The 21,809-nt window shown below is 45.9% G+C and carries 17 protein-coding genes; 2 read left to right on the top strand and 15 right to left on the bottom strand.

The features are described 5' to 3' along the window. Positions 1 to 30 precede the first annotated feature (30 nt). The 12 genes from ACFPFU_RS19625 to ACFPFU_RS19570 form a co-directional block, all read right to left on the bottom strand. Positions 31 to 3,738 (bottom strand): baseplate J/gp47 family protein, encoded by a 3,708-nt coding sequence (locus ACFPFU_RS19625; protein WP_377067276.1) that lies wholly within the window; start codon positions 3,736 to 3,738, stop codon positions 31 to 33. A 48-nt stretch (positions 3,739 to 3,786) separates the two neighbouring features. Next, positions 3,787 to 4,197 carry a GPW/gp25 family protein gene (locus tag ACFPFU_RS19620; RefSeq protein WP_377067274.1) on the bottom strand — a complete coding sequence of 137 codons (411 nt, stop codon included), beginning with the start codon at positions 4,195 to 4,197 and terminating at the stop codon, positions 3,787 to 3,789. 11 nt (positions 4,198 to 4,208) lie between these two features. Then, the gene (locus tag ACFPFU_RS19615; protein WP_377067272.1) at positions 4,209 to 4,499 is read right to left on the bottom strand and encodes a PAAR domain-containing protein; all 291 of its coding nucleotides are present in this window, start codon (positions 4,497 to 4,499) and stop codon (positions 4,209 to 4,211) included. Positions 4,500 to 4,513: 14 nt separating this feature from the next. Continuing rightward, complete coding sequence (gene vgrG / locus ACFPFU_RS19610; RefSeq protein ID WP_377067270.1) at positions 4,514 to 6,262, bottom strand: type VI secretion system tip protein VgrG; 1,749 nt, start codon at positions 6,260 to 6,262, stop codon at positions 4,514 to 4,516. After that, the gene (locus tag ACFPFU_RS19605) at positions 6,259 to 6,945 is read right to left on the bottom strand and encodes a CIS tube protein (protein WP_377067268.1); all 687 of its coding nucleotides are present in this window, start codon (positions 6,943 to 6,945) and stop codon (positions 6,259 to 6,261) included. Before ACFPFU_RS19605 ends, vgrG begins: the two co-directional genes overlap by 4 nt. Continuing rightward, a complete protein-coding gene (locus tag ACFPFU_RS19600; protein ID WP_377067266.1) occupies positions 6,945 to 7,103 on the bottom strand; it encodes a DUF5908 family protein in 159 nt (52 codons plus the stop codon). Before ACFPFU_RS19600 ends, ACFPFU_RS19605 begins: the two co-directional genes overlap by 1 nt. Positions 7,104 to 7,130: 27 nt before the next feature. Next, complete coding sequence (locus tag ACFPFU_RS19595; protein WP_377067264.1) at positions 7,131 to 7,586, bottom strand: phage tail protein; 456 nt, start codon at positions 7,584 to 7,586, stop codon at positions 7,131 to 7,133. A gap of 8 nt (positions 7,587 to 7,594) precedes the next feature. Next, on the bottom strand, positions 7,595 to 8,047 hold the full coding sequence (locus ACFPFU_RS19590) for a phage tail protein (RefSeq protein ID WP_377067262.1): 453 nt from the start codon (positions 8,045 to 8,047) through the stop codon (positions 7,595 to 7,597). A 68-nt stretch (positions 8,048 to 8,115) separates the two neighbouring features. Then, positions 8,116 to 9,567 (bottom strand): phage tail sheath family protein, encoded by a 1,452-nt coding sequence (locus ACFPFU_RS19585; protein ID WP_377067260.1) that lies wholly within the window; start codon positions 9,565 to 9,567, stop codon positions 8,116 to 8,118. A 39-nt stretch (positions 9,568 to 9,606) separates the two neighbouring features. After that, on the bottom strand, positions 9,607 to 10,695 hold the full coding sequence (locus ACFPFU_RS19580) for a hypothetical protein (protein ID WP_377067258.1): 1,089 nt from the start codon (positions 10,693 to 10,695) through the stop codon (positions 9,607 to 9,609). Then, positions 10,682 to 11,359 carry a Pvc16 family protein gene (locus ACFPFU_RS19575; protein ID WP_377067256.1) on the bottom strand — a complete coding sequence of 226 codons (678 nt, stop codon included), beginning with the start codon at positions 11,357 to 11,359 and terminating at the stop codon, positions 10,682 to 10,684. The genes ACFPFU_RS19580 and ACFPFU_RS19575 overlap by 14 nt, the downstream gene beginning before the upstream one ends. Before the next feature lie 276 nt (positions 11,360 to 11,635). Next, positions 11,636 to 13,507 (bottom strand): gamma-glutamyltransferase family protein, encoded by a 1,872-nt coding sequence (locus ACFPFU_RS19570; RefSeq protein WP_377067254.1) that lies wholly within the window; start codon positions 13,505 to 13,507, stop codon positions 11,636 to 11,638. A 589-nt stretch (positions 13,508 to 14,096) separates the two neighbouring features. Here ACFPFU_RS19570 and ACFPFU_RS19565 point away from each other — a divergent pair. Together ACFPFU_RS19565 and ACFPFU_RS19560 are read left to right on the top strand one after the other, a co-directional pair. Further along, a complete protein-coding gene (locus tag ACFPFU_RS19565; RefSeq protein ID WP_377067252.1) occupies positions 14,097 to 15,431 on the top strand; it encodes a DEAD/DEAH box helicase in 1,335 nt (444 codons plus the stop codon). A gap of 63 nt (positions 15,432 to 15,494) precedes the next feature. Beyond that, on the top strand, positions 15,495 to 16,739 hold the full coding sequence (locus ACFPFU_RS19560; RefSeq protein WP_377067250.1) for an NAD(P)/FAD-dependent oxidoreductase: 1,245 nt from the start codon (positions 15,495 to 15,497) through the stop codon (positions 16,737 to 16,739). Positions 16,740 to 17,190: 451 nt separating this feature from the next. Here the strand turns inward: ACFPFU_RS19560 and ACFPFU_RS19555 are convergent, their stop codons facing one another. The 3 genes from ACFPFU_RS19555 to ACFPFU_RS19545 form a co-directional block, all read right to left on the bottom strand. Next, positions 17,191 to 18,690, bottom strand: a complete 1,500-nt coding sequence (locus tag ACFPFU_RS19555; protein WP_377067248.1) for a hypothetical protein — start codon at positions 18,688 to 18,690, stop codon at positions 17,191 to 17,193. Positions 18,691 to 18,730: 40 nt separating this feature from the next. Next, on the bottom strand, positions 18,731 to 19,741 hold the full coding sequence (locus ACFPFU_RS19550; RefSeq protein WP_377067246.1) for a C-terminal binding protein: 1,011 nt from the start codon (positions 19,739 to 19,741) through the stop codon (positions 18,731 to 18,733). Between the two features lie 390 nt (positions 19,742 to 20,131). Next, positions 20,132 to 20,911, bottom strand: a complete 780-nt coding sequence (locus ACFPFU_RS19545) for a hypothetical protein (RefSeq protein ID WP_377067244.1) — start codon at positions 20,909 to 20,911, stop codon at positions 20,132 to 20,134. Between the last annotated feature and the right edge of the window lie 898 nt (positions 20,912 to 21,809).

Here is a 21,809-nt window from a genome sequence, read left to right as displayed (position 1 = left end):
TTTTTCTTTTTATTAATAGTGGTTACAAAATCAATGATTGACTTCTATGTCTTCCAGGTTTTGATATCCCAGCCCGCTTTTTGCCAAGTGTTTGTCCATTTTGCATTCCTCATCTTCTATATGGATAATGCTCATTTTTTCCTCGGCCGCCGGTACCAAAATGGAAATAGGGGTTTTGGCTTCTATCACATTGACATCTTCGATGGCATTGTCGTGCATCATTTTAAAGTCTTTTACATAATCTACATAAGGCTGTTTTTCGACAAAATGCAGGATAACAGACTTAAAAACCCTACCGCCAAATGTGATATCGGCGGAATCCTCAAATGCCCATGGAGACAGAAAGCGGACAAGTGCAGTTTTTAATTTTTCTATATGAAATTCTATGGCTGTGATTTCAGGGAGAAACCTCACTCTAAAATCCAACCTGATTTTTTCATAGTCCGGATTGAGCACATGAAGGGAATGGGGCTTATCGTTGTAGTTTGTCGTTTGGTTTCCCACAAAGGCACAATTCCTGTCTTCCAAAAAACGCCTGATTCTTTCAAGCTGTGCCAATGAAACCTTTGGTTGCCTCCTATCCACCGCTTTGAGCTTGGAAAAGTCGGGGACGACAGAGACGATAACATGGCCGGGGTTGAGATGGAAGGTGTCATCCAGATGATTGACACAGCGCACCTTGTATACCTCTGGAAACGCCTCCAAGATCAGTCTTTCGTAGTCAAAAAGGGTGATGGCCCTTCCTTTATGCCGCAAATGTTCGCTGATACGGTTGTAAAAACCCAAATCACTTTCCGCGGGTCTTCCCCCAAAAGAATCGTACAATTGGAAAATGCCCTTGATCGCCGAATCGTCGTTCTCCAGCTTGGATATGGTTGCTGCCGGAAGCGGCTGGTTCAAATGCGCTAAATCGTTTTCATTGTTTTGGAAAGTTACCCTGGCCGCCTGGGCGTGTATATTGATGGCTTGACTGATGGCTTCAGGATTTTCGGATACAGCGGCTTTTAACCAGTGTAAGCCGGAAGAAAGTACGGTGTTTTCTTTGTTGATGTCGTCCGGAATGGAAAGTTCGACAATGCCGGAAGTCAAAAGTTCATCTGTGGTATCGGAAACCACTTGGGATTCCCTAAAGGGCTCCCATTGGTTTGACTTCAAATAATACCAGCGCACTTTTGGCTTGGCCAGTTCCGCATCTGCCGTATTTTCCACTAATTGGAAAAGCAGGGACAGGCTTTGTTTGGGTTGGAGGTTATTGATGCCTATCAAGAGCGCTCCCGCTTCAGGAACAAGGACATCGATTTCTGTTTTTGATTTTGGGTTTTTGAATTGGGGTACCAAGAAACTCCCCTGAATGCCCTTTAAGTGCTTGTAGGTGTTGGGAAAAGGGTGGAGGTGTAAGAGCTGGATATCTTCCCCTCCGTTGTTTTCACCGGTCAGCGTCTCCGAGGTGTAATCCATGGAGATGCTTTTGATAGATGGGGTGTAAGGAGGGTTGGGAATGACTACCTCAAAAGAGGAAACCGTGGTGGTAGAACCGGCTTTCACCAGATCCCCGGTAGTGTTTCTGTACCACGCTCCTGGTACCACGTTCGGAAACCTGGCCACAGCCAGCATTTGCCTGGTAAGTACCTGTTGGTATTGGCTGTGTCCAAAGTCATCTTCCAGATTCATACGAAGAAAGCCGATTTTGTTGCCCTTTCCATAATTCTCTGCTTTTTCGCCACTGATCAGCTTGGCGATTTGACTATCACCGGCTTGCGTTGAGGTAAAGGTCTCCTCGTCATTTTCTAAAATTGCTATTTGGTCTACTGTACTTCCATCGACATCAAGTCGTATGGGCGTGGACGCTTTTTCACCTATCGAGTAGACGTTCGCCTTAAACCCGTCACCAATATTTTCATAACCTGCGTAATATTCGGCGAAGTCTTCGGGCGGATCCTCCCAATTGATTTTGAAGTGCACCGACTTGAGGTTTTTTTGAAATATTTCCGCATTTCCGAAATAAAAGCTTGACCCTTTTTTGGGGATGGCTGTAAACGGCAAAAATGGGGAGCCGGTGTCCAGCTTTCCTTCATCACTGAAAGCCATTATTTGTGTCAAACCTGTGACATTGACTTCCAAGGTGATTTTTTCAACGACAAGGTTGAGGAGATCTTTGAATATTTCTTTGTTCGCACTTTTTTCAGTGCTGAAAAGTACCTTCATCACAGGTAAATCAGTGCCCAATTCTTCTTCCAGTCCGTCTTTGTCAAAAGGTAAAATCGCCGGGGTGTCAACATCCAGTTGGAGTTCAATGCTAAAGCCATTTTCCCCTGTATCGTTGGCGAAAGGTTTTACATTCAGGGTGTCCAGTGAGTTGGCGTTTATCCATTCGCCCTCCCCGCTTAGATAGATGTTGAACGTATTCTTGATGACGGCAATGGGATTGTTTGTATGCACATGGACGGCAATGGTCCTGATGCCCTCTGTAAGCAGCAGTTCATTTGAGGCCAGAGCAAACCCTAAGGTTGCATTTGGCATCTTTGTGCTGCCCATGGTAAACCAGGTAGGCTTCTCTTCGTCTTTAATGGGCGTGCCCAAACCGTCTTCGGAGTTGGCAACGGGAGCGGCTTTGAGTCCAATGGTCCTTTCTTCGTCATCGGGGGATTTTTCCAGACACAATGACCTTAGGCTTTCCACGGTGGCCACATTGAACACCGAAGGCTTGTCAAGGGCATAAAAAAGGTCATTTCCCAAAGCATCTTTACCAGCCCTGAATCTTATTCCGCCTTCCAATGAATGCTCCAGCCTGTTTTTTGCCAATTCAAAAAAGAGGTGGACCTTGTCCGGTATGATGTCTTTTGGTTTTAACCCCAAAACACCCCTGTAATAAAAATCCAAATGTCTTTTGGTCATTTGGTTGAGATCTTCCTGGACATTGATAAACAATCTCAGAAAGCTGATAAATAGGGCTATATGGGGAGGGTGGTCTTTTCTGGTTAAACTTTGTTGAAAATGGGTGGATGACAACTGGATAATTTGGAAGTAGACATTGTAGACATTGGTGAAAAGTTCCTTGAGAAGTTGATAGGCCGCTTCTAGTTTCTGTTTGTCAGTGATGCTTTGGTCGCATTTAAACGGGTTTTCTTCATCAATAACCGCTTTGGGTCTCAACAAATTGAGGTTGGCGCTCAGCTCGGTAGCTTCCGGGTCAAATCCCCATTCGGGCGAAAACCCAAAATATTTGTCTTGGTCGAAAATCGGGTAATCCTCTATGAAAGTTTCAGCGGTCTTTTCCAAAGTGGCCAATCCGGGGAGAAACCCTTCAAAGTTGGCCATGATCAACCGCCTGATTTCAACGTGGAGGCTGGCACCTCTCTTGATATTTTTGAACCAATAATCTATTTTTTTTGCGATGTCCAAAATTTGGCCAATGGAATTTTCCAATCCTTCAATAGTGGGAGGCAAGGAAAAAATCCGGTCAATGGCGCGTTTGGAAGGGAGAGGGTTGGTCTTTGTGATGGCGGCAATGACTATGGTGGGATCGCTGTTCCAGAACCCTTCCCAATTCCCTTCAGGAATGTTTTTCAGGTTGAAAAATTTGATCTTTTTGGAATATTCTGTGGCAAAAACCAAAAAATCCTCCAGTTTTCTTTCATCCAGTTTTACAAAGGAGGGGTCCAAGGCAGCTGGTCTTCTTTGTTTCTGGCTTACACCGTCTCTTTTGACCAAGTATTTTAGGCTGTCGTAATGGGGCATTTTATTTTAGGAAAAATTTGATGATGGTAAAAATTGGCGGCCGGGTACTTATATATCCGTACCCTCCTGTATATAAAATGGATACACGAAATTAAAACGGGTATTGGTGCTTCTTACTTCGAAAATGACGCTGATTTTCAGCACTCCCTCAAGTTGATTTTCATCTGAAACTTCCAACCGGATCAACTTGATCCTGGGTTCGTGGTAGATAATGGCTGTCCTTACGATATCGTCGATATAGGTAAGGGTGGCGTTGTTGATCGGTTCCATGACCATACTGTCCAAGTTGGAACCATATTTAGGCTGCATGACCCTTTCCCCTAGGGCGGTGTCAAACAAAATGGTCAAGCTTTGGCAGATGTCTTCAATTCCGGATACCATGACCACGCCTTTTTGTGCCGGGTCAAAGGTAGGAGGGAAGCTCCATCCGGTGCCGAGGAAAGATTGTTCTTCATCCATGATGTTGTCATTTAGCCGCCGATCATCACCGTCATACAGCCCAGCACGATTGTTCCACCATGGGCGGTGGAATCTCCCATGCGGGCGGCAGGCATCCCACCGATTAAAACAGTAGCCGAACCTAGAATAATGGTGTCCGGAGGTCCTGTACAGGTAGCCATATCCCCCATACGTGCGGCGGGCATTCCGCCTATCAGCACGGTAGGTTCACCGGGAGGCAATATGGGTCCCCCCACATGGGGTACGGTACCCGTTACCATCGGGCAAACATGCATGTCGTTGACTCTTGCAGCTGGCGGCATTTATTTTTATCAAATCAGTTTATTTTTACCAAACTTCCTTTAAAGGTGGCGATTCCAGAGGACGACACTTCCGCGCCCGCGCTCCCTTCAGCCTTGAATTCCGCCTGGGCGCTGTGCTGGATATTGATACCTTCGGCCTTGATGTCACCGGTGGCTTTCAGGATGATATCGCCACTGCTTTCCAAGCTGATACCACTGGAATCCATCGTGATTTTATTGCTGTTTTGGTCCTCCAGCACCACCTCTCCCGAATCTTCGTCGAGTTTGACTTTGTTGCCTGCGGGAGTGTCTATGGTCAGGATTTTTTTTTCATCGTCAAAATGAATTCTCATCTTACTGCGGGTGACCAATCCTTTTTCGTGATTGTCATCTTTGGCTTCAATGGGGGAAGGATTGGTGCTGCTGTGCAAATGGCCCAGAATAACCGCATGCCGGGGATCATCATTGACAAAACCTACGATGACTTCATCATCGATCTCCGGGCGGAAAACAAAACCCCTTTCGTTGCCCGCATCCAGGGAAGCCAACCTTGCCCATATCCCCTGGGCCTCAGGATCTATCAGAGGAAACCTCACCAACACCCTGAATTCCCCATCCGGGTCATTTTCCAATTGGACTACTTTGCCTATTTGCAGGCCCTTTATGCCAGGCAATAGTCCTGAAGCAGCTTTGTCCTGGGTTTCAAATTCCTCATAAAACCATTCCGGTGATTTTCCAAACTGGGCATCTGTATATAATTCTCCGTCTATCAGACTGTGCCTGACAGCGGTTACATATCCTTTTCCATTAAATCTGTCTCCCACGCCATTGAGACCAATCAGATTACCGGCTTTTAAAGTAGGCACGCCTCTGAATTTGGCCCGTCCCACTACTTTTGCCAGATGGCTTTTCAGTAGCTGGGAATATCCCCAAGATTTCAATTCGCCGTCAAGTAAAGGCCCCCCGTGCCTATAATCCAAGTGTTGCAAACCGATTACCTCTGCTAACTTTTTCTCACTGAAGTTCCCCAAACCGTTTATGGCCGGGCTCTTTCCTTCCTCCATCAAAATCTCCTGACCGGAGTATTTCCATGCACTGCATCTGACGGCATCATACTGGTGTCTGGCATCCATTTCGGCTTCGAATTCATATAGGGTTTCTCCATACCTCAAACCGAATTCCGCTTCACCGTCAAATTTTGGTTCCCGAACGAGAACCTTATCATCCTGACACAACACCACCTTTCCGTTTACTTCAGCCCTGCTTACCAAAAAATCCCAATCCGAGCAGTAATACTGCACCATTTCTTTGTGCTTGACCTCAGTGGACTCCACTTCCGGACTCAGACCATAAGTACCGATAAGCTGTTCCATTATCTCACCGTCGGCCGCTTCCAAAAAGTACTTGTTTTTTCTTCCTATGGTCATTTTGACCGCTTTATGTCTGCATTCCAGTTGGAGAACAGATGTTTGGTTTCCGTTGATTTTTATGCCATGTTTGATGATGATGCCTTTGAAAACCGAGGTATTGTCCCCGTCAAATCCCATTTTGATTTCAATTTCTTTCCCGGGAACAAATTTTTCCTCATTGCTGATTTCAAAATCTTCCTTTGCGGTGTCACCGTCTTTTAGGACCAAACGGGCAAAGGGAATTCGGTTGACCTCAGCATGGGTAACGATGGAAAGAAATTCATAGGTTTGGGGTATTTCTGTACCGTCCACCATGATGCTATAAGAGATGGTCCCGGTTTCGGATTGATTGGGGAGTACCCGTCCATTGCTCATACATTGTCACTTTTGAATGGAGGGAACCGGATCTGGTCCCCAGCATTTAGTCTACGAAAATTTGTTAAACCGTTTGCCTTGGCCACCTCCAGATAATATTTGGGGTCTTTATAAATATTGAAAACCATCAAAGGAAGGGTGTCACCTTCTTTTATCTGGCGGAAATGGGTTAAATTAGGGGAGTTTTTGCCTTCTTCGGCCACCCTTCTTTTTACCTCTTTAAAATTGAGAAAAGTAGCACTTATTTTTGCCCGGAGGGGCGTTCCATCGGTTTTGAAAAGCGTATACGTGATGTCAAGATTTTTTAAAACGCTGGGGAAAGTGATACCCAAGCCGATTACCTTCAAATAACGGGGCTGATGAATTTCCCCCGACAAATCATACACTACTTCCTTGAACTCCTGGATCTGCTGGGGGACACTTTTTCCAGCATGTACATAGCCGAAGATACTGTCAGTGCCATCAAAAATGAAATCCAGCTTCAGCTCCTCCGGTGCGGAAGAGGTGAATTTTTCCTCCACACCCTGATTGCCCGGGGCCACCTTCGCATCGTACTTGATTTCAAACTTTTGGGCGTACTGTTCGGGATTTACGGGAAGGGTGAAAGAACCAGTTTTTTGACTTTCGGTCATTTCCCTGTCGTTGTAGGCATTGATCAGTACTTTGGTGGGATGGGCTTCCATTACCTTTGTTTTTTGTCTTCCAAAATTTTCAACACTTTTTCCACACAGGCTTCAATGATGGCTTTTTGGTCCCCTTCTGAAGGAGATTGACTGGCTCCCCTGTCTTCCTCGTTGGCCACCGTGCCCTTGATATGCAATTCTTTGATTTCTATAGGCATATTTTCTTCGTAATATGAACGTATCTATTAAGTAGGTTCGGAATGGTTAACTTTAAAGTAATTATAGTTCAGCTCTATCGTCTCCACCAAAACAGCGCTTTGCTCGGCATTTAACTCTGCCACCGACCATTTTTTAGGCCAGGCATGAAAGAGTCTCCATTCGATGAGGATCTCATGTTCCTCATTCAACAGCTGGACCAACACGGTAGTGGGCTTGAACTCGAAACTTTCAATGGCTTGTCTGCACCATTTGATCACACCGGAATCTTTCAATACCCCCCTTTTTAATATCAGGTCGTTGTACTTGGAGCGGGTAGGAATCACGTGTTCAAAGCGGTTTTCACCCCCCTCCTTGATGGATTCGGTTTCCAGGGAAACCTCCAGTCCCGAAACATTTTGAAACAAAATGTCGTCTGCCACAGCCTGAATGTCCAGGAATTCCACCTTAAAGTGGAACCCCGGTGGAGGGTAATAGAATGCCATTGTACCGGTTAATCGTTTTGAATGGTGAGACCTTCGTGGGCCAATTCGATCGTTTCCACCGCAATTTCGTTGCCATCAGCCTTAAGGTCGGTTGACTGGACTTTTAGGGCCCAGGCATTTTTGATTTTCCACACGACAACGGGTTCGTGTTCCTCATTGAGCATGCTGATGGTTATGTCTCTACGGTACTTGGATCCTGTACTGTTTCCTTCCTGGAAAAACACGTTTTCTTTCCACCAATCATAGTATTCGTTGTCTGATTGGAAGGTTCCGCGTTTTAAAGTAATATTGGAATACTTGGTCATCCCCGGTTGCTTTGTTTTGGAATATTCCTTACTCGCGCCGTGACGGTATTCGATGACCTCGGTTTCCACATCCAGCCCCGAAACTTCTGTAAAGCCGATTTTAGTTCCGCCCCATTCTACCTGGAAGTGAAACTTTGGTAATGGATAATCTGCCATGATATTTTGAATTTTAAGTTAATGAATAAATTGAATGTTATTGTATTAAGCAACTGATTTAAAACAGGTTATGAAACCTGCATTTTGTGAGAGAATTTGAGGATGATGAATTCCGCCGGACGGACCACCGCCATGCCGATTTCCACATTCATTCTACCTTCCAAAATATCCAAAGCGGTCATAGTGGCCCCTAATCCCACCTTCACGTAAAAGGCGTCTTCCGGCACCGCACCAGCCAGTGCCCCAGCCCGCCATTGAAGCAGCAGGAAGTTTTCTATCATTGCCCTTACCTTGGTCCAGGTATTGGCATCGTTGGGTTCAAACACAAATTGTTCCGTGGCTTTTTTGATGCTGATTTCTGCCATGATGAAGAACCGGCGTACCGAGACATATCGCCATTCGTTGTCGTTTCCGGCCAGCGTGCGGGCACCCCATACCAAGGTCCCTTTGCCGGGGAACGTACGCAGCACGTTAATGGACTTGCCACTGGTGGTGTCCACGTTCAGGTCCCTTTGCTGGTCATGGGTGATTTTCAATACGGGTTTTATCACATTGCTGACGCTGACATTTGCCGGTGCTTTCCACACCCCTCTGGTGTTGTCCACAAAGGCATATATCCCGGCAACTACCGGTGCCGAAGGTACGATACAGGGCATTTGATTGATGGCAGACTTGACCCTTGCAAACAGCGCGTCGTTTGTCCCTTCGAGGGCATCCATTGAACCCTGAGCCGGACCGGCGCCTTCATTGGGCCCACCAATAATGTTATGGACGACTTCTACGTCACTGGGGTCATACAAATAATTGAAAACCGTTTCCAGGTTGGGTGCATAGACAGCTCCGTAATTCAAACTGTTGGTTCCGACACCGTCACTTCTGAAATCATTCGCCACATCCAGAATATTGCTGCTGCTGTCGTGTCTGTAAATATTGGCCACCAAAAATCGGTCTTGTAATTTTCTGCACTGGGCCAACGCAGCATTGTGTAATGCCCCTTGGTCATTTATGGTCGCCAATCCCTGGCTTTCAGGGAAGACGATCAAGGTAGGTTCATCCTCGGCCTCCAACGCTGCCAATCCGGCATACAGTAAGGTTGGGGGGCTTGCATCTCCAGGGTCTATATCAGCACCAAATGCCCCATAGGTCCCCACCGACACGATATAACAAGGACCACCTCCGTTGGCAAAGAAAGCTTGCAGGGAGTAAAACATCAGATGCGTTGACCTGTCGCCATCGAAGTCGCCTACAACCCTCAAGTCAACAGTATTGCCGTCGTCATCCTGAGTTTCGTCAATGGTTACCCGGATATTCTCTTCGTTTTGGGCTTCTCCATAAAACTGGACATATTCCAGCATGGATACTATACGCTTCGGTCTTAGTATCAGATCGCCAGCTACGGATTCCTCCGCTTTTGCGGTGTATCCGATAAACGCGGGGATGGCCGTCTCTACTTGAGCTACCGATGGAGGGAATTTGGAAATTTCCTCGATATAGACCCCTGGGGTTTTGTAATTTGCCATAGTTTGTTGATTTTATAGTTGAGAATGGATGTTTATTGTTTAGACTTCATCGGGTATGGGATTGATGGCATTGAAAAAGATATCACTGTAGACCTTGTCGCCTTCGTATTTGACCAGGTAAGGTTTGGCACTGGGCAACCTGAAAGTGTTAGAAGTGAGGTAAGGCACTTCCGCTGCCAAAAAGTGAGGGGTTTTGGTAACAAAGTCACCCTTTTCAAAATCCAATAGGTCACCGGCATGTCCTTGTATGTGGTTTCTTTCAGCCAGACTGAATCCCCCGGCTTTTTTATAGCGCCAATAAGTTGTTCTCGCCAAAAATCTCAGTTCAAAAACAGGGTGCTGAGGCCTTGACTGGGAAGGTAAAAATTCAGTGGTAAGATAACCGTTGTCTTTAATAGGACTAAGCTCGGGGTTTTCAGCGTTCAGGCTGATTTTTAAAACGGCAAATGGAAACCTGTCGGATGCAGTCAGATCCAATAGCCAATCCTGGAACCACTGTTCCTGGCGAATCGGGGACAAGTCTCCCTGATGCACAAATCCGTCACCTGCTATTTGTTGCCAAAAATCGATGTTACCGTTGTTTTTGTCGATAGCTTTATATATTTGATCGTCACTTTTGCTGAGGTCCCCCATATGATAGTCCTGCCCCTCTTCTAATTCGGCTATAGGCCGGGACAGGATGTTTTTTTCCTTTTCACCTGTATTCGTAAAATAGAGGAGGCTGTTTTCGTCAGTTGTAAAGGGGAGGTTGGTCAGGTTTTGAAACAGCGGGTTGTTTGCTCCCAATCCAAAAATCAATTCAGCGTCGTTTTTCGGGGGGATCACCGGTTGATAAATAAGTTTTCCGCCCCCGGACTTTTCAGCATCTACTTCCATTCCTACAAAAAAACCGAGCTTGGTTTTGACCAGTTTCATCCTGTGATTTTTCAGAAAAGTTTGGGTTTCCTGACTCAGGAGAAACTCAATATCCGTATGAATGTCATACCTTTCTCTCCTGAGTCTTTCTTCCATCAAGGAGGACTGTGCATCATTGGTTAAGGAATAATAGGAAATTCCTGTCCTGTCCGTAAGATAGTAGTCGTGCAAAAACCTTACTTCAAAAAGTATCTTGTATTCAATCGTTATCATTGCTGCCAGAAGTACCCTGTAAATGCTCCAATTTTTCCGCAAACAGATCTTTTCTTTCACCTCTTACGGCTTCTATCAATGGAACCTCCGCAGTAATCTGTCCTTGGATTTTCACCAGCCTTATTTTGTATAGCACAAATGGGGATTGTTTTCCCCCCAGGGATCCCCATAAGTGATTGATTTGTTCGAAGGTGAGCGTAAACAGCTCAGGGATGAGCCGGAGTTCATAAAAGTTTGAGTCATCCGAATCTACATTGGTGGGGGAAAATCCCGGAGAATTCTGCAAAGTGAAAATCTTTTTGGATTGGAAAAATTCGATGACCGAGGAAATCCTTCTTAAAGCGCTTTGGTAGGAGATGTCTATGCTGTTGTCACTGCTGGACAAGGTAGCTGTGAAAAGGATATAAAGGTTCAGGTACACTGGAGGCTGTATGGTCTCAATGCTGTTTTTTACCGGGTTTTTTAAATAATTCTGTCCGTTTTTTAAAGTGGACTCTTCCTCAATATTGACGATGCTCAATATCAATTTGTCTGTCATGGCTTCCTGGGATTCCAAGAGGGCTATGTTCCCAAGCATCACCTGGTCCCTGTTTAAGATCATCTCATTTGTCATGAGATACCGCTGCACTTCGTCTCTGATAAATGTTGCTGCTTCGGAAATCATAGCTTTTGCTCAGAAAAATAAAATATAACACGGCTTCGCCACCTCACCCACATGTGATTATGATATAGGGAAATTTTCTCCAATTTACCCTTTGATAATAGGGGATTCAATACCAAACCTTGGGCATTTTTCAGGAATAGATGCAATGAAAAATTCAACAATTCCGATATTTTATATGGAAATTAAAAAGATTTTAAAAAATATTTATGATTATATATTGGTTTAAAAAACTATTTATGTATCGTGCGCATAGCAGAAAACTGTGGGACATACGGCTCACCAGCCAATCCCATAATCTTCCCCATGGTTACTTGACCCTCCCCACATGGTACCATGCTCCCAGTCAAACCAGATGGCGTTGATGGGGCCGGAGGTCCGGTCTCTGAAATCCATTCTATAGCCTTTGCTTCTCAGTTCCCTTCTTACCCAGGAGGGCGTTTCGGACGGTAAGGTCATGGCACCCGGTTTTGTTTCGTGGTTCCCAAATGAAGCCTGCATCTGATAGCTGTTCATATTGGCCGCCTCCGCGGCCTGCTGTACGTTCATCCCGAATTCTACGATATTCAGAAAAAACTGTAGGAGATTCTGGTCTTGTGTGTCCCCTCCCTGTACCGCAAAAGCCAAATAAGGTTTGCCGTCTTTCAAAGCAAGAGTAGGGGTAAGAGTAACTCTTGGCCTCTTACCTGGCTCAACTATATTGAATGGATTGACCAGTTCGTCGGTTACAAAACTTTGCATCCTTTGACTGAGGCCAATACCGGTATTGCCGGCCACTACGGCGGGTATCCACCCCCCGCTGGGGGTTATGGAAACTACCCAACCTTCCTTATCCGCTGCTTCTATGGAAGTGGTACCGCTGGTAAACTCTTCCAAAAAACTGTCACTCACCTCATCCGAGATGTCTTCGTTGTATTTAAAATAAACCTTGCTGTACTCTGCTATTTGATCTTTATAAGGGTTTTCTCCGCCCTGAAAAGGGTAAGGATCTCCGGGATTTGCCCAAGGATCATTGTGCTCACCGATCAGTTTTGCTCTTTCCTTAGCATATTGCTTGGACAGGAGCCCTTCCATAGGGCTCTGCGGTTCAAAATCCGGATCTCCATAATAAAAATCCCTGTCTGCAAATGCCAGGTTCATGGCTTGATAAACCGTGTGGATATAATTGGCTGAATTGTAGCCCATGGCTTTCAGGTCGAAGTTTTCCAGGATGTTCAAAGACTGAAGCAAGGCAGGACCTTGTGTCCATTCCTGAAGTTTATACACGTCGATGCCTTTATAATTCACATAAAGGGGTTCTTCAATTTTAACTTTCCAGTTGGCAAGGTCTTCCATTGTAAACAGTCCCTCCTGTTCCTGGACACTCCGTACCATTTCTTCCGCAATATCGCCCTTGTAAAAGCGGTCATAAGCGGCATAAATCGCGTCTTTTCTGTCTTTTCCCCTTGCAAGTGCCTCCTTCTCGGTGTCCACCAGTTTCTGCAAAGTCGCTTGCAGGTCCGGCTGGCTGAAAATTTCGCCTGCATGCGGCGCTTCTCTTTTCTCTCCCAAATGGGGCAGAAAGACTTTTTTGGAATAAGGCCATTCTTTGATCATTTCTTTGTCCCTTTCGATGGCATTGGCTGTTTGGGCCTCGATGGGATAACCTTCCGCCATTTCAATGGCTGGTGCCAAAACCTCTTCCAGGCTCAGGGTGCCGAATTCAGCAAGCATGGTCAACAATCCCCCCATAGTTCCTGGAGTAGTTGCTGCCAGGGGACCGTAACTGGGCGGGTATTTTAACTCTTTTTCTTTAAAAAAATCAGCTGTGGCCCCTGTGGGAGCCACTCCCAGTGCATTGATGGCTATCACTTTTTTCGAATGAGGATTATAGATGAGGGCCTGGGTTTCACCACCCCAGCTCAAAACATCCCACATCGTACAGGTGGCGGCTAACATGGTACACGCGGCATCCACGGCGTTGCCCCCTTTTTGAAAAGTCATGGCGCCGGCTGTGGCGGCAAGCGGCTTTCCGGTAATGGCCAGCCAGTCTTTGGCATGAATCACCGGTTTTTGTGTGCTCTGTGCCCAGGTATGGCTCAATGCAAGTAAGCATACCGTAATCACGAGCAAGCCTAACTTACCAAAGCATAATCTTAAATGTATAAACATAGCCAGCAGTGTTTGAAGACACAGTAATTTATACAAATATTCTCTTTTGAAAAAACTTTGCCCGGAAATATGCCCTGCATGTGGATTCAATTCCGTTTGCGAACGTTCACCCGTATAGCTCCGCCGGGTTAACGGATGTTGGTCTCATCCAGAGACACTTTTGATGGAGGTGGGTAAAATCTTGGGGAGATCGCTTTTGTAAAACCCTTCGAGGGTTTAAATAGGCGTGACTTCGAAATGCCCAAGGTAGGTATTTGCCTATCAAAAAAGGCTAACCCTCAAAGGATTCCTTGCTTTGGGATGGTTAAAAGCGATTTCCTTGGGTAAAATCCATGATATGCAAAAAAGTCTATTCATTTTGTTATATTTGTACCCTACTGAATGACAGTAAGATTGAAATCCCGTTTTATCAAGGTAAGGGAACCAATTGCCTGTGAATAAACCTTTTATTGATTGTGCTCCCGGCCAATCCATATGGTAAACCAACAGCAATATAGAGGGCAGGAACGGAGGTCACTTTTAAAAACCCCGTTCATCCAGGCCGTTTTCGGCCACTCGGGATATGATAACATTTTAAAAATACTGAGAATTGACATTTAACGATTTCAAGTTTGTAGAATCCCTCCAAGAGGGATTGGATGCAATGGGGTTTGAGAAACCCACTCCGATTCAGGAACAGGCTATGCCTATCATTATGGACGGAAAGGACATCATCGCCACCGCCCAAACCGGAACAGGGAAAACAGCGGCTTTTATCCTTCCTGTTCTTAACCGGATATCCCAATCGGGGCAAAAAGGCGTACAGGCTTTAATCCTGGCACCTACCCGTGAACTGTCCATCCAAATAGACCAGCAGATCCAAGGTCTGGCTTATTTTTTGGGCATCAGTTCCATTCCCATATATGGTGGTGGTGATGGCAATACGTGGGAACAGCAAAAAAGAGCGCTGGAGATGGGGGCAGAGATTGTCGTGGCCACACCGGGTCGGCTGATTGCCTTGTTGACGAGCGGAAAAATCAACCTGGGTTCTATCACCCACTTGATTTTGGACGAGGCTGACCGGATGCTGGACATGGGGTTTTCTGACGACATCCTCACCATTGTCAACTATCTTCCCAAAAAAAGGCAGACACTTTTGTTTTCTGCCACCATGCCTCCTAAAATCAGGAAATTTTCCCAAAAACTTTTGCATCAACCGGAAGAGATTTCGATTGCCCTGGGAAAAACAGCCAAGGGGGTAAGCCAATATGTCTATCATGTTTTTGACCACCAAAAAGAAGAATTGGTAACATGGATACTGAGCGAACGGGATTATCAGGCCGTCATTATCTTTTGTTCTACAAAAGACAAAGTCAAATCCTTGTTCAAAACGCTCAGGAAAAAATTTCAGGTGGAAGCATTCCACGCTGATCTGGAGCAATCCGAAAGAGAGAAGATCATGTCTTCCTTCAAAAATAAGTCCCTCAAGATCCTTGTTGCCACCGATATACTTTCCAGAGGGATCGATGTGGAAGACATTGAATTGGTCATCAACTTTGACACACCCAATGACCCGGAAGACTATGTTCACCGGGTAGGGCGGACCGCACGGGCCGAAAAAGAGGGTAGGGCCATCACTTTCGTAAATGAGAAAGACAAGTACAAATACAGCAACATCGAAAAACTCATCGGTCTGCAGATAGAGGTATTGAATAACCCGGAATCAGTGGGAGATGGCCCGGACCTAAAGGCTGCCCGGATCAGACCGGACAAGAAAAAAGGCAAGAAAAACTTTGCGCCTGGCAGGAGAGGAAATGAAAGAAAAGGAAGTGGCGGATATCATGGGAAAAAAGCAGATAAAACCGTTTCCGAAAAATCTTCTGAAGGTATTGTGCAATCAGGGGTAAGCAATAGGTTCAAAAGCAGAAAAAACATCGAAGATTAATGATGGAATATATTTTTTAAGTGGGTAAGGTTTTTGTTTGCAATTGTCTAAAACCATAAAATCATGAACACACGAAATGTATACATCATCGGTGCGGGGGTTTCAGGGTTGGTAGCTGCAATTGAGTTGGAAAAAGCAGGGTATTATCCGGTCATATTGGAAGCGGGCGACAAAATAGGAGGGAGGATCCAGACAGAAGAGGTAGAGGGATTTAAACTTGACCAGGGGTTTCAGGTACTGCTCACCGCCTATCCGGAGGCACAGCATTATTTGGATTTTGAAGCGCTCTCGCTCAAAATCTTTCAGCCTGGGGCTGTGATTTTCAAACCAGGGGATATTTTTTCAGTCTATGATCCGCTTAGAAAACCCTTAAAAATGATTCCCATGGTGTTTTCAAAAGTAGGCACCGTGTTGGACAAGGTCAGGATGTACCAACTTACCAAGACATTGAGTGTAAAAAGAGACGAAGATATTTTTTCATCTACTGATATGACCACATTGGAATACCTTAAAAAGAAAGGGTTTTCCGGTAAAATCATCAAAAACTTTTTCAAACCCTTTTTCAAAGGCATCTTTTTGGAGGAGGAGTTAAAAACATCATCGAGAATGTTTGAATTTATTTTTAAAATGTTTGCCATTGGCAATGCCTCCATCCCGGAAAAGGGCATGCAGGAAATACCCCGTCAACTTTTTTCCAAGCTGCACAACACCAAGATCCAGTACAATACCCATGTGGACCATATTGAGAACACCAGGATTTATCTGGATTCCGGGGACGTGATTACCGCTGATGATATCATTGTGGCTACTTCACCCGAAACGGTTTTCAACCAGCTCGATCTAGGCCCGCCCGCCTACCATGCGGTAACCAATCTGTATTTTTCGACGGAGCAGTCATTTGTGGCCAAACCTGTGATTTCGCTCGTGCCGGATGAACAGTTTTTGGTGAATAATTTTGTCTTTCTAACGGATGTTTCCAAATCCTATTCTGCGGACGGAAGAGCCCTTCTTTCCGTTTCGGTCATTAAGGACGTGTCCGCTGTCGAAAACCTGGAAAAGCTGGTGGCCCTGGAACTGGAGGCCCTGTCGGGTATCCGGTCGGCGTATTTCAGACATCTTAAAACCTATCATATACCTAAGGCCCTTCCTGCGGTAAGAGACACCAAAAACTGGCTGCCGGTTCAGCACACGAAGGTATATGACCATGTATACCTCGCCGGTGATCACATGCTGAACGGTTCATTGAATGCAGCCATGACCTCCGGTAGAAAAGCTGCTGAGGCCCTGATCGGTGCTTATGTGGTTTAACCGCGTTTGTAAACAAAAAAATGCGTTTCTTTAACAACGCGCTTAGCCCTTTGCTTATATTGATAGAATTACTTTGTCGGAACGTGAAGGTTGTCAGTTATAAGTAACAAAAAGCACTGCTTGTTTCTGTGTAACAAAACACATTGTGCCCTTCATGGATTATACCGGTCCCACGGATGAATACAAGGGCACATGTATCGTGAGGATACACGGTTCACGGGCAAATGTTTTAAAGCTTTTCCGCTGAGCAGGATATTGCTGCTTTTTGGTTAACATGCTGAAAAACGTGAAAACTTGTTTCATTGTAACAATTCCGCCTAACATTGACACACAGATCGGAGAAACAAGGATGAGTTCATCTTGCTGAGGGGCTTTCGGGGAACAAATCTCCAAATCCCCTGTGATTTGTGGAAAGGAAAAAACCTTTACTTCGCTAACCTCACAGCGTATACTACCTTTCGAGTATAATAATAAGATGTTCATGGCCTACAGGAATTTCCAGGTAGTTTTTGTGATGGCGAAAACTGGTTTGATTTTGGTAAACCACCTCTTCTGCCGTAGGATCAAACCAAGTGGCTTTCCAACTGGTTTCACCTGTCAGATTAATGGCTATTTCTTCACCAATCTTCCCATCGATTAGTTGTATTATCACTTTTTCCGTTGGATCAGCCAATGCATTGGCGCCCGTTCCGGAAGGCAATGCATGAATAAGATCCTTTTGGGGAGACATTTCCCAAAACGGAACGTTGGCCACGAATTTTCCCAGTCTCAGCATAGCCGCATGTTGGTAATCAATGACCGAGGAAGGGTGCTCTCCTGATGGCCTGTGAAAGCGGCTGCTTGCAGTGCCATTGATAAACCTGCTCCATATCACCATATCACCGCCGTTTTCATCTCTTGTATAGTCCTTGGATACCAGCAGAGGTTTTATTGTGCCGGATTTGTCCATGGCGTCCCGATAGCTTTTTATTCTTTTGCCCCCTTCCAATGCCTGTTCACGGGGAGTTTTGAATTCATGCGCCGAGACACCTTGGGCAATGTCCACCATACCATACAAGCCATCAGTGCTTAGGGTCATGGGATTGAACTCCTCATCACATTCCCCGCCACCGTCTTTTCTGTTGGTAGAGGGCATATCACCGACCAGGATTTCCCCGCCGGTTTTTTCCTGAACATAAGCCGCCCAATACCTGCTCCACGCAAGGTCTGCCCGGCTTTCATTGTTAATGTTCAGCATCACATGAGGATAGTCCTTCACTATACGGAGTAGGTGGTCGACATATAATGTTTGGAATTGAAATACCTTGTCGTTATGCTCTTTCCCCGGCAGGACATTATAAAACGGGGGATCACAAACAGAAGTCGTATATGGCAATACTTTTTCATCATAATTTACATTGTTGTTGGGATTAAACGGGTGGCCGTTCCAGCCGTAATTGGCTCCAGGATCATAAGCTCCTCCGGGTCCTCTGGTCACTGACCAGTCATCCCATATTTCAAGACAAACAATGATGCGGGCATTTAAGGTTTGGGTCAGAAGCTTTCTAAGCCGTTGTTCCCATTCAGGTTCAAACCTGCCCAGGTCATATTTCCCGTTTTGGAGTTTTATCCAGGGCTGCAGTACCTCCTCTACATGGCCGTCATGCAAATGATTCATGGGGTCATAGGGTAACCACCTGACAAATCCCATTACATGTTCGCTGTCCACTTTATCAATAAGATCAGCCAATCTTTGTAGCTGCAGCTCTATTTCTGAAGTGCCGGGTCTGCTTATGGGTGTCCAGCTGTGATAACCTGTTGCACCGATCAAAAACACCGGTTTTTCATTCCACGATAGGTAGTGGGGGTTTTCCTGATAGGCTTTGACCCTTTCCATCGGAACCTGACCGAATGTCCTATAAGCTTGTAAAAAAATAAGGAGAAAAAAGGCAAATAAAGTAGATGTTTTCATTGATCGAAAGGTATTTTGTTTTGTGTTTAACTGAAACCGGTTAAGGTGATTCAATGCTATTCACTATATTTTTGAGTGATTTTCCCTCTAAAACGTCAAGGAAAGCCTTGATGCTTCGCCTTCTGATTTCCATAAGCCCTTCCTCCGAATAGAAGGCAGCATGTGGATTGACAATGAGCTGGTGATGGGCAGGATGGCCGGGGTTTTTCCAGGCGCTGATCATCATATCGTCTTTTCCCGGGGGTTCGTTTTCCAACACATCAATGCCCGCTCCGCGTAGCTGTCCGCTTTCCAGGGCCTGGGGAATCGCGGAAGTATCCACTACGGCACCCCTCGCCGTGTTGATAAGGTAAGCCCCTTGTTTCATCAGGGACAAAGTGTTGGCATTGATCAGGTGTTGGGTTTCCGGTGTAAGCGGGCAATGAAGACTGACGGCATCCGATGAGGACAGGAGGGTAACCAGATTTTCCTCCCGGTGAATGCCTAAAGCTTTTTCGTAACCATCCGCTTTATAAGGATCATAAAACGCAACATCCATCCCGAAGGCTTTTGCCCGCAGCGCCATGGCGGTACCTATTCTTCCCAGACCGACGATGCCCAGTTTACAGCCCCTTAATCTATGCAAAGGTTGCACCTGGGTAAAGCTCCAGGGCCCGATATCGGCCCTCAACCGGGAATTGAGGCCATGGGTGCCTCTCATAAGCGAGAGCAACATGCTCATGGCCGAATCCGCCACATCTTCCGATCCGTAGTCAGGGATGTTGACCATGGGAATGCCTTTTGAGGCGGCATAAGGGTGATCCACATTGTCTATGCCCACACCCGCTCTGACGATCAGTTTACAGTTTTTCAGTTGTCGGATGGTGGCTTGGCTGACCCGGAGGCAGTGGTAAACAATCAGAACATCCGCATCTTCCACCCTGCCTTGCAGCTCCTTCTCCGATAGCGCATCGAGGGCCCAGATGTCGGCCCTGCCATCGAGCAGTACTTTTTCAGGTTCCAGGTTGTCATTGATAAAGTCTGTGATGATGATTTTGGGCTTTTTGTTCATACCATTAAATGATCAAGTGGAATCAAACCGGAAACAATCCGGTCTCATCGGCTACCGTATTTTAGCCACCAATAGCCTACGGCTTATTAAATTAAGTAAATATTCGCAAAATCATAACAAGCAGCGCAATTGAACAAATTAGAAAGGAAGACAATACAAACAAATATTTTATTCTCTTTTTTCCTTTTGGGGTTTGACGGATCAGTTTAAGAAAATTGCTGATGGTAAGGAAATAATTGAAGAAATAACTTGCCTTAATATGATGCCTTTTAAGCGTTATATACATTTTATAAAACAAAATGTTCCCAATCAAGACTAAAATTACAACAATGATTCTCTCTTCAGTGGTACGGTACATGTCTTTTCACCGGAGCCTCTTCCTTCCCCGGTTCAGGAGTCCTTTCCTTCCAGCCGCTCCGCATGCACCACCCGGACACAGGCGCCTTCCGACAGCGCATGCATTTCCCCGTTTACTTCCTGGTAGAAATGCAGCGCCAGCAGGCCGCACAGCAGCTGTGGATCCGGCCCTCTCTGAAGCGAAAAGCGGATGTCCTCCATCCCTTCAAGCCCCTTTTTCACGGGAACATAGATGCTGTCGGTATATTTTATCCCTGCAAAATGCGCCTTTTGGCGGGGATCCTCACCCATCAGCACCAGACCCGGCTTTAGCGTGAAATGTGTCGCCCCTTTGGGATACCTCAGCAGGTCGGCTTTTTCCAATCCGCTGAAGGAAAAGACCGTCACGGATGTCTCCCGGTTTATCGACAGGTTGGGCATCCCGTCCAGATACGCATCCAACCGCTCGCGTTCCGATATTTCCAGCCCCTTCATCAGCGACAGATCCCCGCGGAGAAGTTCCCTTTTACCGGGGGCATTCACTTTATCCGTACGGATGATTTTTCCGAACAGGGCGGTGAGCCGGGAAGGAAAATAGCCTTTGTGTACCTGAAGGATCATGCCCGCGATGGCAAACCTGAACACCTTGCTCAGAGAGGAGGCATGTCCGAATTCACTCATGGCACGCCGGGTTCCGGCATAGGCCGGATCTTTCATGATCCTGCTTTTGCTGACGCTGTTTTTCTGCTTGGCAAGATACCCGTTCCGGGTTTTGTAAAAAGTGATATTGCCTATGGTGCCTGTCAACTTGAGTATTCCTGTTTGTTTAGCCATAGCTGTGTGGGGTTAGGTGGGATGATGTTCCCTGTCTCCTCCTATCACCAGTCCACCTTGGGCTGGGTTTAAAGGCATGCCGGGTTATCCCTCAGTATATAAAAATCCGTGTTTTATCCGTGTTTTATCCGTGTTTTATCCATGTTTTATCCGTATATACGTTAACCTTAAAACATAGGTTGCCCTCTGTTGAGCCGGGGTTGAATGGATGATGCATAAAATTTCAGGTGTAGCGTAATCCAGAACTATAACACCTAAAAGGCGTTTGTCTGATGATTTAAAAAAGACATGAAGATACTGCTGGACGTAAAAGACGATAAAGCCCTACACTTACTGGAAGTACTTAATGGGCTACCATAGGTTAAAACCAAACAGCTTATCAACGCTTATGCCCAGCTCATGAGCGAGATCAAGGAGGCAAGAGATGAAGCAAACCCGGGCAGGTAAAAAACAGGTCCGCGACGCTGAATATTTTTTAAATGAGCTAAAGTGTAAAGTCCCTTAAGGTTTTGGGGCGGCAGGCCAATGGATCCGGTACACTCCATCTCGCTATTGCCGCATTCCCGATATCGCTTCGCTCATCGGGACAGGCTATATAACCTCGCCCCATAGCCATGAAGGTTCACGCCCAGACGCCCCTCGAACTCTTTCGGCCAATGGTAAAATCTCTGAGTCTAGGTCCGGTTCCCGCCAGCCATTTCCAACCTACTTCCCTTAGTGGGATCGAATTCTCCCCATTTGTATGGTTTCCATAACCATCTTAGCTTATTTGTATCCCTCCGACAAACCCCGTCTTGTTAAATAAGGGGATTTTATTTAGGACGGTATTCTTCCCAGTTTGAGGGTAGGAGCTGGTAGAGGTCTTTTTGTTTATGGCTCTGGATTCTTTCGAACACAT

This window comes from Negadavirga shengliensis (assembly GCF_042652345.1).
In the GTDB taxonomy this organism is placed as follows: Bacteria; Bacteroidota; Bacteroidia; order Cytophagales; family Cyclobacteriaceae; genus Negadavirga; species Negadavirga shengliensis.
The sequence above is the reverse complement of the archived record's forward strand: the minus strand, read 5'-3'. Positions and strand labels throughout refer to the sequence as shown.

Coding starts and splice junctions, on each gene's coding strand:
- ACFPFU_RS19625 (WP_377067276.1), bottom strand. CDS start 3,738: ATGCCCCATTACGACAGCCTAAAATACTTGGTCAAAAGAGACGGTGTA.
- ACFPFU_RS19620 (WP_377067274.1), bottom strand. CDS start 4,197: ATGGATGAAGAACAATCTTTCCTCGGCACCGGATGGAGCTTCCCTCCT.
- ACFPFU_RS19615 (WP_377067272.1), bottom strand. CDS start 4,499: ATGCCGCCAGCTGCAAGAGTCAACGACATGCATGTTTGCCCGATGGTA.
- vgrG (WP_377067270.1), bottom strand. CDS start 6,262: ATGAGCAATGGACGGGTACTCCCCAATCAATCCGAAACCGGGACCATC.
- ACFPFU_RS19605 (WP_377067268.1), bottom strand. CDS start 6,945: ATGGAAGCCCATCCCACCAAAGTACTGATCAATGCCTACAACGACAGG.
- ACFPFU_RS19600 (WP_377067266.1), bottom strand. CDS start 7,103: ATGCCTATAGAAATCAAAGAATTGCATATCAAGGGCACGGTGGCCAAC.
- ACFPFU_RS19595 (WP_377067264.1), bottom strand. CDS start 7,586: ATGGCATTCTATTACCCTCCACCGGGGTTCCACTTTAAGGTGGAATTC.
- ACFPFU_RS19590 (WP_377067262.1), bottom strand. CDS start 8,047: ATGGCAGATTATCCATTACCAAAGTTTCACTTCCAGGTAGAATGGGGC.
- ACFPFU_RS19585 (WP_377067260.1), bottom strand. CDS start 9,567: ATGGCAAATTACAAAACCCCAGGGGTCTATATCGAGGAAATTTCCAAA.
- ACFPFU_RS19580 (WP_377067258.1), bottom strand. CDS start 10,695: ATGATAACGATTGAATACAAGATACTTTTTGAAGTAAGGTTTTTGCAC.
- ACFPFU_RS19575 (WP_377067256.1), bottom strand. CDS start 11,359: ATGATTTCCGAAGCAGCAACATTTATCAGAGACGAAGTGCAGCGGTAT.
- ACFPFU_RS19570 (WP_377067254.1), bottom strand. CDS start 13,507: ATGTTTATACATTTAAGATTATGCTTTGGTAAGTTAGGCTTGCTCGTG.
- ACFPFU_RS19560 (WP_377067250.1), top strand. CDS start 15,495: ATGAACACACGAAATGTATACATCATCGGTGCGGGGGTTTCAGGGTTG.
- ACFPFU_RS19555 (WP_377067248.1), bottom strand. CDS start 18,690: ATGAAAACATCTACTTTATTTGCCTTTTTTCTCCTTATTTTTTTACAA.
- ACFPFU_RS19550 (WP_377067246.1), bottom strand. CDS start 19,741: ATGAACAAAAAGCCCAAAATCATCATCACAGACTTTATCAATGACAAC.
- ACFPFU_RS19545 (WP_377067244.1), bottom strand. CDS start 20,911: ATGGCTAAACAAACAGGAATACTCAAGTTGACAGGCACCATAGGCAAT.